16 protein-coding genes are annotated in these 12,570 nt (G+C 63.6%); 4 read left to right on the top strand and 12 right to left on the bottom strand.

The window, feature by feature from the left end:
- Positions 1-15: 15 nt before the first annotated feature.
- Complete coding sequence (locus NKI59_RS27870; protein WP_352708011.1) at positions 16-1,260, top strand: ubiquinone biosynthesis hydroxylase; 1,245 nt, start codon at positions 16-18, stop codon at positions 1,258-1,260.
- A 136-nt stretch (positions 1,261-1,396) separates the two neighbouring features.
- On the opposite strand, the gene NKI59_RS27875 is transcribed toward NKI59_RS27870, so the two are convergent.
- From NKI59_RS27875 to NKI59_RS27885, 3 genes are all read right to left on the bottom strand, one after another.
- Positions 1,397-1,924, bottom strand: a complete 528-nt coding sequence (locus NKI59_RS27875; RefSeq protein WP_352707980.1) for a hypothetical protein — start codon at positions 1,922-1,924, stop codon at positions 1,397-1,399.
- Positions 1,925-2,067: 143 nt separating this feature from the next.
- On the bottom strand, positions 2,068-2,424 hold the full coding sequence (locus NKI59_RS27880; RefSeq protein WP_352450152.1) for a YciI family protein: 357 nt from the start codon (positions 2,422-2,424) through the stop codon (positions 2,068-2,070).
- A 2-nt stretch (positions 2,425-2,426) separates the two neighbouring features.
- The gene (locus NKI59_RS27885) at positions 2,427-2,666 is read right to left on the bottom strand and encodes a hypothetical protein (RefSeq protein WP_352450153.1); all 240 of its coding nucleotides are present in this window, start codon (positions 2,664-2,666) and stop codon (positions 2,427-2,429) included.
- Positions 2,667-2,890: 224 nt separating this feature from the next.
- Here NKI59_RS27885 and NKI59_RS27890 point away from each other — a divergent pair, with 224 nt between their 5' ends.
- Complete coding sequence (locus NKI59_RS27890) at positions 2,891-3,316, top strand: OsmC family protein (RefSeq protein WP_031212702.1); 426 nt, start codon at positions 2,891-2,893, stop codon at positions 3,314-3,316.
- Positions 3,317-3,613: 297 nt separating this feature from the next.
- On the opposite strand, the gene NKI59_RS27895 is transcribed toward NKI59_RS27890, so the two are convergent.
- From NKI59_RS27895 to NKI59_RS27925, 7 genes are all read right to left on the bottom strand, one after another.
- Positions 3,614-4,252, bottom strand: a complete 639-nt coding sequence (locus NKI59_RS27895) for a YceH family protein (protein WP_352680580.1) — start codon at positions 4,250-4,252, stop codon at positions 3,614-3,616.
- A gap of 238 nt (positions 4,253-4,490) precedes the next feature.
- Complete coding sequence (locus NKI59_RS27900) at positions 4,491-5,270, bottom strand: succinate dehydrogenase iron-sulfur subunit (RefSeq protein WP_292663232.1); 780 nt, start codon at positions 5,268-5,270, stop codon at positions 4,491-4,493.
- A complete protein-coding gene (locus tag NKI59_RS27905) occupies positions 5,270-5,710 on the bottom strand; it encodes a DUF3052 family protein (RefSeq protein ID WP_352470790.1) in 441 nt (146 codons plus the stop codon). Before NKI59_RS27905 ends, NKI59_RS27900 begins: the two co-directional genes overlap by 1 nt.
- A gap of 1 nt (position 5,711) precedes the next feature.
- Positions 5,712-7,550, bottom strand: coding sequence for a succinate dehydrogenase flavoprotein subunit (sdhA, locus tag NKI59_RS27910; RefSeq protein ID WP_352685321.1), 1,839 nt, complete (start codon positions 7,548-7,550; stop codon positions 5,712-5,714).
- Between the two features lie 3 nt (positions 7,551-7,553).
- Positions 7,554-7,949 carry a succinate dehydrogenase, hydrophobic membrane anchor protein gene (sdhD, locus tag NKI59_RS27915; protein ID WP_292663226.1) on the bottom strand — a complete coding sequence of 132 codons (396 nt, stop codon included), beginning with the start codon at positions 7,947-7,949 and terminating at the stop codon, positions 7,554-7,556.
- Between the two features lies 1 nt (position 7,950).
- Entirely contained in the window at positions 7,951-8,370 is a 420-nt protein-coding gene (gene sdhC / locus NKI59_RS27920) for a succinate dehydrogenase, cytochrome b556 subunit (RefSeq protein WP_292663224.1), read from the bottom strand.
- A 242-nt stretch (positions 8,371-8,612) separates the two neighbouring features.
- The gene (locus tag NKI59_RS27925) at positions 8,613-8,993 is read right to left on the bottom strand and encodes a hypothetical protein (protein ID WP_352707981.1); all 381 of its coding nucleotides are present in this window, start codon (positions 8,991-8,993) and stop codon (positions 8,613-8,615) included.
- A gap of 256 nt (positions 8,994-9,249) precedes the next feature.
- On the opposite strand from NKI59_RS27925, the gene NKI59_RS27930 reads away from it, so the two are divergent.
- The gene (locus NKI59_RS27930) at positions 9,250-9,609 is read left to right on the top strand and encodes a hypothetical protein (RefSeq protein ID WP_352680584.1); all 360 of its coding nucleotides are present in this window, start codon (positions 9,250-9,252) and stop codon (positions 9,607-9,609) included.
- Here NKI59_RS27930 and NKI59_RS27935 read toward each other — a convergent pair.
- Positions 9,593-10,813, bottom strand: coding sequence for a GGDEF domain-containing protein (locus NKI59_RS27935; RefSeq protein WP_352680585.1), 1,221 nt, complete (start codon positions 10,811-10,813; stop codon positions 9,593-9,595). The genes NKI59_RS27930 and NKI59_RS27935 overlap by 17 nt on opposite strands.
- Positions 10,814-10,888: 75 nt before the next feature.
- The gene (locus NKI59_RS27940) at positions 10,889-12,085 is read right to left on the bottom strand and encodes a GGDEF domain-containing protein (protein WP_352578110.1); all 1,197 of its coding nucleotides are present in this window, start codon (positions 12,083-12,085) and stop codon (positions 10,889-10,891) included.
- 161 nt (positions 12,086-12,246) lie between these two features.
- Between NKI59_RS27940 and NKI59_RS27945 the strand changes: the two genes are divergently transcribed.
- Positions 12,247-12,558 carry a hypothetical protein gene (locus NKI59_RS27945; RefSeq protein ID WP_023679773.1) on the top strand — a complete coding sequence of 104 codons (312 nt, stop codon included), beginning with the start codon at positions 12,247-12,249 and terminating at the stop codon, positions 12,556-12,558.
- Positions 12,559-12,570 lie beyond the last annotated feature (12 nt).

Consider the following 12,570-nt stretch of genomic DNA (forward strand, 5'->3'; position numbering starts at 1 on the left):
GCGAAAGGAATTGCCATGGTCGACAGCAAGAATTCGCTCGACGTTCTGGTCGCCGGCGCCGGTTATGTCGGCCTGGCCGCCGCCGTGTCGCTGAAGCAGGCGCGGCCGAGCCTCGCCGTCGCCGTCGTCGATGCAGCACCCGCCAGGGTCTGGCAGAAGGACGGCCGCGCCTCGGCGATTGCCGCCGCCGCGTGCCGCATGCTCGACCAGCTCGGCGTCTGGAACGAGATCGCGCCGGGGGCGCAGGCGATCACCGAAATGATCGTCACAGATTCGCGCACATCCGATCCGGTCCGCCCGGTGTTCCTCACCTTCGACGGCGAGGTCGCGCCCGGCGAACCCTTTGCGCATATGGTCGCCAACAAGGATTTGAACGGCGCCTTGCGCCGGCGCGCCGAACAACTCGGCATCGGCATCATCGAAGGCGTCGCCGTCAGCGCCTTCGACATCAACGGCGCCGGCATCACCGTGCATCTTGCCGACGGCGCGACGCTGAAGGCGCGGCTGCTGGTTGCCGCCGACGGCGTCAATTCGAAGCTGCGCGACATGGCCGGCATCAAGACGGTGAAATGGGAGTATGGCCAGTCCGGCATCGTCTGCACGGTGGCGCACGAGCGGCCGCACAACGGCCGCGCCGAAGAGCATTTCCTCCCCGCAGGCCCGTTTGCCACGCTGCCACTCAAGCCGGGCAAGGACGGCACCAACCGCTCGTCGATCGTCTGGGTCGAACGGTCGCAGGATGCCGAGAAACTGGTCAGTGGCGACACGCTGGTCCTGGAATATGAGCTCGAGCAGCGCTTTGGCCTGAAACTCGGCGAAATCCATCTCGCCGACAAGCCGCGTGCCTGGCCGCTCGGGCTGATCATTGCGCGCGCCTTCGTCGCGCCGCGCATCGCCTTGGCCGGCGACGCCGCCCACGGCATCCACCCGATCGCCGGCCAGGGTCTCAATCTCGGCTTCAAGGACGTGGCGGCGCTGGCCGAAGTGGTGGTCGAGGCCGACCGGCTCGGCCAGGACATCGGCGCGCTCGACGTGCTCGAGCGCTACCAGCAATGGCGGCGTTTCGACACGGTGCAGATGGGCATCACCACCGATGTGCTGAACCGGATGTTTTCCAACGATTTCGGCCCGCTGCGCACTTTGCGCGACATCGGCCTCGGTCTCGTCGAGCGCATGCCCCGGCTGAAGGGGTTCTTCATCCGCCAGGCGTCGGGTCTGTCCGGCGACACGCCGAAACTGTTGAAGGGCGAGGCGATCTAAACAGGCCCTGAAGCTTCCCCAACTTCGTCATCCCTGGGCGTAGCGACGCGAAGCGGAGAGAAGACCCAGGATGACGAAGCGATCAGGCGTCTCGGCTTGATCGCCATGCGGTCTGCCGAATTTCGTATCAGGGGACTTAGTTGACCTCGAAGCCCAGCTTCTGGCGCAGCCGCAGCATGCGCTGGTCGGGAATCTGCAGGTTTTGTCCGCCGGCTTCCGCCGCACGGCTGACCATCCGCAGCAGATCGCTCCTTTCGGCCGCGTCGAGCCGTTCGCGCAGGAACGGTGCCAGCTTGTCGATTACGACCGTGGCGTCGTCGATTTGCGATGCCGCCCATTTGGCGTAGATCATCGCTTCATCGGTCTGTTTTTTGTCGGCAATCTCCGAGATCACCGATCGAATGGCAGCTTCGCGTTGCGGCAGCACAGGACCATGTTCGGAAACGATGGCGGTGATCAGCGTCGCGGCGGCGACGACCGGATCGTCGATCGCCGTCAGCGGCGAGAGCGCCGCCTGCTTGCGTAGTTTCTTGCGGCGGACGTTGCCCTGGACGCGGCCAACCACGTCGGCAACCTCACGCGCCGCGTCGTTCATGGTCTTCAGCCGGTACCACCAGAACGCCGCCGCCCCCAGCAGGCCGATTGCAGCAATCAATATATGCATGCCCAAGATCCCCCAATCTCGGGCGACGATAGGAGAAGTATTGCTTCGCTTCAACACGCAAAAGTTGCGCCGATTGAAGAAAACGACAGCCCGCGCCAGTCGCCGGCCGCCATCACTTTGCTAAGGATCTTATCGGGACATCCCTACGACCCCGGCACCTTGTAGATCGCCCGCACCTCGATCGTGCCGATTTCGGCCAGCGGAATCTCGCCCGCGATCTCCAGCGCCTCGTCTAGGCTCTCGGCCTCGATCATGACGAAACCGAGCAACTGCTCCTTGGTTTCGGCGAAGGGGCCGTCGGTGACCAGCCGCTTGCCCTTGCGCCTGCGAACGGTTTTCGACGTTTTCACCGATTGCAGCGCCTGCGCGATGATCAGCATCCCGCGTTGGTCCAATGACCGGTCATGGGCCATCGAATCGGCGTCGAGCTTGGCCAGCCTCTCGGGCGTCATTGCGTAGAGATCTTTTTCTTCACCATAGACCAGGCAAACATACTTCATTTTTATCTCCATTCCTGGCTTGAAGCCGAAGACGAGGCTACGGAAATCTCCGCGGAGCCCTTGCCTGCCGCAGAATCGAGACCGGCCGCAGCATAGTCGAGAAGAGATACCGCAATCCCGATAATGGCAATCGCCGCAAGCAATCGGCCGAAGCCGGAAGGCTGCAGGCGCGACCAGTCGGCTTGTTGTTCACCGGCCCTGTGGCCGGTGCTTGTCCAGTGAGCAGAAAACAGGTTGTTCATGTGGTCCTCCATCCGGCCACCGAGTCCATGGCCGCCCGCAGGACGGCCGGGACAGATGGAAGTCGACATTTTTGCACGCGTATTTTTTTCGAATTTTTTTTTCGCTCGACATGATGTGTCACGCTGGCGCCGATACGAAAGCGCGGGTGGCCTTCGCTCCGGCGCGCGCTATAGTCGACTGGATGCCGATCACGGGCTCAATCACGACAATCAAGGAGGAATTGATGGACCGCACCGCCAACGCCGTTTGGAAAGGCAGTTTCAAGGAAGGCAAAGGCACGCTCGATACACAGAGCGGGACGCTGAAGGGCACGCCCTATTCCGCCAAGATGCGTTTCGAGGACGAGAGCGGCAAATCCGGCACAAACCCGGAAGAGCTGATCGCCGCCGCCCATGCCGGCTGCTACGCCATGCAGCTTTCGCATTTTCTCGCCGAGAACGGCACTCCGGCTGCCGAGCTCGACGCCAAGGCCGTGGTAACGCTGGTCCCCGGCACCGGCATCACCGGCAGCGCGATCACGCTGGTCGGCAAGGTACCGGGCATCGATGCCGCCAAGTTCAAGGAATTGGCCGAGAAGGCCAAGGCCGAATGCCCGGTCTCGAAAGCGCTCGGCGCCATCAAAGTATCGCTCGACGCCAGGCTCGGGTGAGGGAGCTTTTATGTCTGATAGATTCCAACTGGTGTTGGAGTCCATCAATTGTTGAAGTCGGCGCCGCCCCTCATTGCCCTGCCGGGCATTTCTCCCCGTCAGTGACGGGGAGAAAGAAGCTGGCCGCAGCTGCGGCACCCTTCTTGCAACGTTGATGATTGACGAAACCGTCGAAGAGCGTCCCTCTCCTCGTCCCTATACGGGGAGAGGTCGCCGGCAGGCGGGGCAGCGCCAGCCAATCGAAAGTAGGCAACGAACACGTTACCTGAGGGGCCGTCCCCGACGTCTCGAAAATCCTTATCGCCCATCGCCGGACAGTGCGTCGAGACGAGCGCGCAATGCCGCGACCTCTTCCTCGAGGGCCTGCACGCGCGTCTCCAGATCCGACGCCGGCGAGGACGACTGCAGGGGCGCTGCGGCAGCCGACAGCTGCGGCGGCCCGCTGAGCAGATGGACATAGCGATCCTCGCGCTGGCCTGGGCCGCGATCGATCTGCTGCACCAGCGGTGGCCGGCGGCCGATCAGCAGATCGAGATTGCCGCGAAGCTCGTCGATCGACGGCAGCCGCGCCATGCGCTCGCTTCGCGCCAGCAATTCATAGGCCGTCTGCGGGCCGCGCAGCAGCAACAGGCCGAGCAGCGCGATCTGCGCCGAGGTCAGGGAAAAGCGCTGCGCCACCACATGCTCGTAGCGCTCGACGCGCGACGCGAACACTTGCCTGACTAGGCCCTTCTGCTCGAGCTGGCCAAGCGCTCTTCTGACCTCGCCAAGTTCGACCGACATCACCGGCTCGCGCGCCGTCTTCTGGTTGGCCGCCGCATGTGCCGCATTGAGCGTCAGCGGATAGACGTCCGGCGTCAGCTCCTTCTTTTCGATAAGGCAGCCGAGCACGCGGGCTTCGATGGGAGAGAGGATGGGAAGGTCGATATCGGTCATAAGTTTGCTATCCTTTCGAACTCGGCGGGACAGCGCCCCCCTCTGTCCTGCCGGACATCTCCCCCTCTAGTGGGGAGATTGGCTGTCATCACCGCTTCGCCACTTTTCAAGGCTGCAGAAAGGGCGCTGTCCTCCAAGCTGCTAATCTCCCCCCTTGAGGGGGAGATGTCCGGCAGGACAGAGGGGGCGCGAAGGATCGCTACGGACGAGACGATCTCGGCTGCAACCCGCCCGCCGCCTAAACCCGTCGCTCCACCATCATCTTCTTGATCTCGGCGATCGCCTTGGCCGGGTTGAGCCCTTTGGGGCAAGTCTGGGCGCAGTTCATGATGGTGTGGCAGCGATAGAGCCGGAACGGGTCTTCGAGATTGTCGAGCCGCTCGCCCGTCGCCTCGTCCCTGGAATCGATCAGCCAGCGATAGGCCTGCAGCAGCGTCGCCGGGCCGAGATAGCGCTCGCCGTTCCACCAGTAGCTCGGGCAGGAGGTCGAGCAGCAGGCGCACAATATGCACTCGTAGAGCCCGTCGAGCTTTTCGCGGTCCTCATGGCTCTGCAGCCATTCCTTGGCCGGCTCGGGCGACACCGTCTTCAGCCACGGCTCGATCGAGGCGTGCTGGGCGTAGAAATTGGTGAGGTCGGGCACCAGGTCCTTGACCACGGCCATGTGCGGTAGCGGATAGACCTTGATCGCGCCGGAAATGTCGTCGCAGCCCTTGGTGCAGGCCAGCGTGTTCGACCCGTCGATGTTCATGGCGCACGAGCCGCAAATGCCTTCGCGGCAGGAGCGGCGCAGCGTCAGCGTCGGATCGATCTTGTTCTTGATCCAGAGCAGCGCGTCGAGCACCATCGGCCCGCAATCGTCCATGTCGACGAAATACGTATCCATGCGCGGGTTCTCGTCATCGTCCGGCGACCAGCGGTAGATGCGGTATTCGCGCAGATTGGTCGCGCCCTCCGGCTTCGGCCAGGTTTTTCCGGCCATGATCTTCGAGTTTTTCGGAAGCGTGAGTTCGACCATTACCTCAGGTCCTTTCGAATGACGAGCTTCAGCCCGGACCAGATCTCGTTCACGGCGGCGACCTTGACGTCGACGAGGTCGAGCTTCAGCGCCTCTGTGCGGATAACGTCCTCGGTGACGTCGGTCGGCACTTTCGATGCCTTCTTCGGCCATGACACCCAGACCATGCCGTCCCGCTTGATCGCCGCTTCGACGTCGCCGAGACGGTCCTCGATCTCGACACGCTGCCGGGTGAAAGCATGTACGGCATCGTATTTCTCATGAACGCCCGAAATCGCCGACCAGTTGGCCAGCCGGTCGAGCTCGGCAAAATCCACGGCTTCGGCCAAATCCTCGAGTTCGGCCGGCAAGGCGACGAAAGCGGCGATCATCCCGTCCTTCAGGCCGAGCTTGGCCGGAAGGGGCGTGCCGGAATATCCCGCAACCGCCAGCAGCCTCATCTCAATAGACCCTGGCCTTCGGCGCGATCTTGGCCGGGTTGATGCCGCCGTCTGCTTCCTTAAGCAGTGTTTCGGTGTGCACCGGCCGGTAGGTGAGCGCCACCTCGCCGGCCTCGTTGAGCCGGGCCAGCGTATGCTTGCGCCAGTTGGCGTCGTCGCGGGCCGAAAAGTCCTCCCGCGCGTGCGCGCCGCGGCTTTCCTTGCGCGCCTCGGCGCCGTAGACGGTGGTAATGGCGTTGGCCATCAGGTTTTCCAGCTCCAGCGTCTCGACCAGATCGGAATTCCAGATCATCGAGCGGTCAAACACCTTGACGTCGCCGAGTTCACCCCAGATCTGCGAAATGCGCCTGCAGCCGCTTTCCAGCGAGTCCTGGGTGCGAAATACCGCCGCGTCCTCCTGCATCGCCTTCTGCATCTTTTCGCGCAAAACCGCTGTCGGCGTCGAGCCGTTGGCGTGACGCAACCGGTCGAAGCGGTCCATGATCTTTTCGACGGCGGCCTCGTTGGGCGAAGGGATCGCCGATGTGCGGTCGATCACCTGGCCGGCCCGGATTGCCGCCGCACGGCCGAACACCACCAGGTCGATCAGCGAGTTGGAGCCCAGCCGGTTAGCACCGTGCACCGAGGCGCAGCCGGCTTCGCCGACCGCCATCAGCCCGGGCGACACCTGGTCCGGATTCGACGCCGTCGGGTTCAGCACCTCGCCCCAGTAATTGGTCGGCACGCCGCCCATATTGTAGTGGACCGTCGGCAGCACCGGGATCGGCTCCTTGGTCAGGTCGACGCCGGCAAAGATCTTTGCCGATTCCGAAATACCCGGAAGCCTCTCGTGCAGAACGGCCGGGTCGAGATGGTCGAGATGCAGGAAAATGTGATCCTTCTTCGGGCCGACGCCGCGGCCCTCGCGGATTTCCAGCGTCATGCAGCGCGAGACCACGTCGCGGGAAGCCAGATCCTTGGCTGACGGCGCGTAGCGCTCCATGAAGCGCTCGCCCTCGGAATTGACGAGATAGCCGCCCTCGCCGCGCGCGCCCTCGGTGATCAGGCAGCCGGCGCCGTATATGCCGGTCGGGTGGAACTGCACGAACTCCATATCCTGCAGCGGCAGGCCTGCGCGTGCGGCCATGCCGCCGCCATCGCCGGTGCAGGTATGCGCCGAGGTGGCCGAGAAATAGGCGCGGCCATAGCCGCCGGTCGCCAGCACCACCATCTTGGCCGAAAAGCGGTGGATGGTGCCGTCGTCGAGGTTCCAGGCGACGACGCCGGTGCAGGTGCCGTCCGGCTCCATGATCAGATCGAGCGCGAAATACTCGATGAAGAACTGCGCATTGTGCTTCAGCGACTGGCCGTAGAGCGTGTGCAGCATGGCGTGGCCGGTGCGGTCGGCGGCCGCACAGGTGCGCTGCACCGGCGGCCCCTCGCCGAAATTCATCATCATGCCGCCGAACGGCCGCTGGTAGATTTTCCCGTCCTCGGTGCGGCTGAAGGGAACGCCGTAGTGCTCGAGCTCGTAGACCGCCGCCGGCGCTTCGCGCACCATGTATTCTTGAGCGTCGGTGTCGCCCAGCCAATCTGAGCCTTTGACGGTGTCGAAGAGATGCCACTGCCAGTTGTCGGGCCCCATATTGGCGAGCGAGGCGGCGATGCCGCCCTGCGCCGCAACCGTATGCGAGCGCGTCGGGAACACTTTGGTGATGCAGGCGGTGCGCAGGCCCTGCTCGGCCATGCCGAGCGCGGCGCGCAGGCCGGCGCCGCCGGCGCCGACGACCACGACGTCGAATTTGTGATCGACATAGCTATAGGCGGAAGCCGTGTTGGCGTTCTTCGCGTCCTTGGCCAAAAATCAGCCTCCAAATGCCAGTTTAAGCAGGGCGAAGACCGAAGCGACGCCGACGACGACGGGAAAGAATGTGTTGAGGGCGAGCAGCGCCAGCCTGGTGCCTTCGCCATGCACATAGTCTTCGATGATCGCCTGCATGCCGAGCCGCATGTGGTAGAGCACCGACAACAGCACCAGCGCCAGGACCAGTGCAACGAACGGATTGGCAAGTGCGGCGCGCACCTCGAGATAGCTGGCGCCGTTGAGTGCGATCAGGAAGCCGACGAAGAACAGGACCAGCGGGATGTTGGAGATCGCCGTCAGCCGCTGGCGCCAGAAATGGCCGGTGCCCTCGCGGGCGGAACCGAGGCCGCGGACCTTGGCCAGCGGCGTGCGCATGTCGGTGTTCTTGCCGTTCATGTCAGGCTCCCCGCGCCATGTAGCCGGCGATCCAGATCAGCAGCGTCAGCGTGACCGAGCCGGCAAGCGTCGCCCAGGCGATCCTCGATGCCGTATGCTTTTCCAGCCCTGCCCCAGTGTCCCAGATAAGATGGCGCACACCGCCCAGCATGTGGTGCATCAGCGCCCAGCTGTAGCCGAACAGCACCAGCCGTCCCAGCCACGAGCCGAAGGCCCAGTTGACGGCATTGAAGGTCGCCTCCGAGCTCGCCGCCGCCATCAGCCACAGCGCGACCAGCAGCGTGCCGAAATAGAGCGCCCCGCCGGTGATGCGGTGGACGATCGACATCGTCATGGTGATCGGCGGCCGATAGACGGTCAGATGCGGCGAAAGCGGCCGTTCACGTCTGGCAAATTCGCGGGTGGCTGGTGATTTGCTCATGGCTCCCCCAGTTCGGCGTCTCTGGAGCCTCAGGTGGGAATGCGGCATTACCGCTTCCGGTTGCGACTTCGGACAGCCGGTTTCTAATGCTCTTTTTGCACCGCGTCAAAGCCGGAAAACCGTTTCGAAAACGTAATTTAGTCTGATGAAAGCGAGACTTTCAGCTTCAATCGATTAGGACTGTCGCCTTGCGCCGGCACAATGTCGCCGCACTGCAAAATATGGCTGGCGCAAGGGGCGGATCAGCGCTTGCAGGCCAGCGGTGATGCACCGCCCTTCATCACCAGCGCCTCACGCCCATCGATCACGATTGCGTCATGCGCCTCGCCGTAACGGCTGGTCTGATTGGCCGGTGACGCCGGCAGCTCGGCGCTGGCGCCGTTCTGGTCGAGGACGAGCACCGACGTGCCGAGATTCTCGATGGTCATCACGCTACCGTCGGCGCAGTTGTAAGTAGCTGTGCGCGGCTGCGGTGCCGTCGGTTCACTAGCGGCGGGAGCAAGCGACACGGAAGCGGCGGCCGTGTCGCCGAGCTTGGGCGCGCTGGTCTGCGGCGCGCAGGCGGCGGCAGCCAGCAGCGGCGGAATGGCCAGCGCCATCCGAAACGTGCGGCGTAATCTCATTTGCTGCTTTCCCCCCCGCGTATCGAGCCCGCCGCGATGCTCCGGCAAGCCACCGGATTTCATGCTTTTTGAGTCGTGCCCGATGCTGGGGATGGTGGGAACAAGGCATGGCCGAATGATGGCCGGTGGGCGATCGAGTATTAACCATATTTTCCGAGACCTCGCCCCTGCTGCGGTTGCCCTCTTAACAAAGGTTAATAAAAGGTTAATTTCTGATTCGAGGAGGCTTGCCTCTCAGCAAATGGAGCAGCACGCCATGCATTCGAATTCAGCAGGATCGCGCCTTCCCTGGTTCCTATTGGCGGCGCTCGCCGTCGGCGTCGTCGCACCGGCATTCGCCGGGACGCGCCATCATGACCGCGTCTATGCCGATTCCTTCGGCAATCTCGTCATCGACAGCGCCGCCGGCTACAAGCGTATCCTCGTTGGCGAGGGCAAGCTGGCCAAGGAATTGTCCGACTACACCAGCGCCGGCCATCCCGACGTGATCTACGAAAACGAATCGGACGATGTCCGCGGCGGCGACTGCTATAGGCCGCCGGTTTTCGTCAAGGGCCGCAGCTATATGTACGGCCTCTCCGACGGCGAAATGCCGGAGCTCAGCCCCTGCCGCTGACGGCCACGCCGCCCTTGGTTGACGGCGCCGGCAGGGCAACAGCCGGCCCCACCGAGACACGCACGCAATCGCGACCGCTGCCCTTCGCCTGATAGAGCGCTTTGTCGGCGCGCCGCAGCAGGTCGGAAAAGCTTTCGTCCGGACCAAGCTCGGCAACGCCGAAGCTGGCGCTGCAGCGGTGATCCGCGGGCAGGCAGTCGATCGGCGTGGCACCGAAGGCGCTACGCGTGCCCTCGGCAAAGAGCCGGGCGGCGGCTAGATTGGTCCCCGGCAGGAAAATAGCGAATTCCTCGCCGCCGATGCGGCCGGCGACATGATGGTCGGCCGCGGCATCGCGGAGAAAACCGGCAAAGGTCTCGATGACCCGATCGCCCGACGCGTGGCCGTAAGTATCGTTGATACGCTTGAAATGGTCGAGATCGGCAATGACCAGTGCCGCTGGAACGGCGCGCTGCATGGCGTCACACAGTGCGATCTCGGCATGGCGCTCGAAGCCGCCACGGTTGAGCAGCCGCGAAAGCGTGTCGGTTTCCGATTTCGACGTCGCCTCGGCGAGCACGTCGCGGACCAGGATAGCCAATGTCACCAGCGCAAGCGCCAGGCCGAACACGGTGCCGACCGACTGCGACACCAACGCATAGCTGGTCTGCGCATAAGATTGCGGGTTGGCGCCCCAGCCACCAAGCGCATGGGCGATGAAGGGTTTGCTGGCGAACTGCAAGGTGCTGGCCGCCAGGACAGCCATCAGCATATAGTCGAGCCGCTCGCGTCTTTGCCTGGACGACAAGACGATCGCCAGCCCGGTGAACTGCATGGCCGCATAGGGAAGCTGGTAGGCCGCCATTCGCACAAAGGATTGGCGTGGCAGGTCCTGCACGAAGTAGACCGCGAGGGTGGCGAAGACCAGGAAGAACAGCATCGGCGGCCAAGGCGGCGAAACGCGGTATTTATGGGCAAGCCCGCCATTGAAGGCGACGGTAGCGCCAAGGAAGGCGGCAAAGGCGGCGACAACCACGGGGCGCGCATTGTCGAAGGCAGGAATGCTGAACTCGATCGCGAAATAAGCCGTGCCGAGCACATAGCCGAACGCCAGCCAGCGTGCCGACACCCGGCCGGCGTCATAGACCGCGATCGTCATGAAGGCCGCCGCCAGCAGCCCGGCAACGAACAGGTTGATCATCAGGATGAAATTAGCGCTGCCCATGGCGTTTTGGCACCCCCCCGAACAGCAAATCACCAACGCGCGAAAAAGACGTTAATTCGAAGCCGCCGCTGACGCTCAGCCAGCACTGGTCCGATTGGGAAGGACGACCGTTTCAGGCCGCTGATAGGACAGGTATACGCTGTCGCGGCCACTCCTTTTGGCTTTGTAGAGCGCTTCGTCGGCGCGGCGCATCAGCGGGTCCAGCCCTTCGTCGCTGGTGCGGGCGGCCACGCCGAAGCTCGCGGTCACTCTTGTGTCGGGCGGAAGTCCGTCGATTCTGCCCGCCGAATAGACCGTGCGAATGGCTTCGGCAAACAGTCTTGCCGCGCCAAGGTCGCTGAGCGGCAACAGCACGGCGAACTCTTCGCCGCCGATACGGCCGGCAACGCCGCGCGTACCTGCAGCCGACAGAAGCTTGGCAGCGAAGTCGGCGATGACGCGATCGCCGGCCGCGTGGCCATGCTGATCGTTGAGCGCCTTGAAATGATCGAGATCGGCAAGCACCAGCGCAACCGGCAATTGCGCCGTGGCACAGTGCTGCAGGACAAGCATGGCGCGCTCCTCGAAGCCGCGGCGGTTGAGCAGGCCCGACAGCGGGTCTGTCAGGGTTTCGGTCTTCAGGGCCTTCATCACATCGAGCGCGGCGGCGCCGAACAGGCAAAGCGCAATAAGCAGCGACAGCAATGCATGCGACAGCAGAGCCGTCGTCCAGTAGGACGAGGAGTAAAGCCCTTCATAGCTGGTGAACGGCCCATGCGCGATGACGACGGCAAGCGTCCGCGCCAGGAAGTTCAGGCCGGAAAGCAGCGACAGCACGAACAGGATCATTTCTGTCGGGCCGTTGTTGCGCACCACGCGCAACTCGGCGGCGACAACCAGGCTGATGCCGCCGAAGCTGAAATTGATGGCAAGGATGCGCCAGGTGAGATCCGGCCGGGCAAAAAGAAACCACGAGAACGCGGCCAGGCCGCCGCAGGCCAGAATGCCGACCGCCGGGTAAGGCACGCGCCGCCCATAGCGCGCAATGACCGCGCCGGCGAGACAGCAGGTGGCGAAGGTGAAGCACAGGATCGAGATGAGCTTGGTCGGCGCCATGCCGACCGGCAGCGTGAAATACTGGAGCAGGAAGCCTGCGGCCGAGGCCGAGTAGCCCGCCGCCAGCACAGCCAGATAGGGACGGTGGCGCTGATAGAACCACAGCACGAGAAATGCCGCGCCGAGTGTGAGGGCGATGCCTGGATTGAGCAGCGCTATGAGCAGGCCGGTGTCCAAGCGCTGTAATTTCCCCTCGCTTCCCCTTGGAGGACTTTAGAGCGGAAGCCCAAACAAGCGGTTAAGCGAAAGCGAATATACGACAGGTACGTCGACAAAGCCGCTGGGCGGAACCGCGAACGGCGAGCGGCGTTTCACGACGGCAACCAGGAGACGCTCCGATGGCCGACACGATCATGCTGACCGATCACGATGCAATTCGCTCATGGGCCGCGGCACGCGCCGGCTTTCCGGCGATCGTCGACGTGTCGCCCGAAGCCGGAACGCAGCCCATGCTGAGGCTGGTCTTCGGCCAGCATGCCTACCAGGACCAGGATGAGGCCGAACGCCCGGTCAATGCCGGCGGCTACGAACTGGTCGAATGGGACGAATGGTTCAAACTCTTCGACGAGCGCCAATTGGCGCTGGTCGTCGCAAAGGACCAACCCGGCCGCCGTGAGGGATTCCACGAATTCGTCAGGCGGCCCGACTGAAGAATGCCCGAA

The organism is Mesorhizobium sp. M0598, assembly GCF_040320865.1.
Lineage (GTDB): Bacteria > Pseudomonadota > Alphaproteobacteria > Rhizobiales > Rhizobiaceae > Mesorhizobium.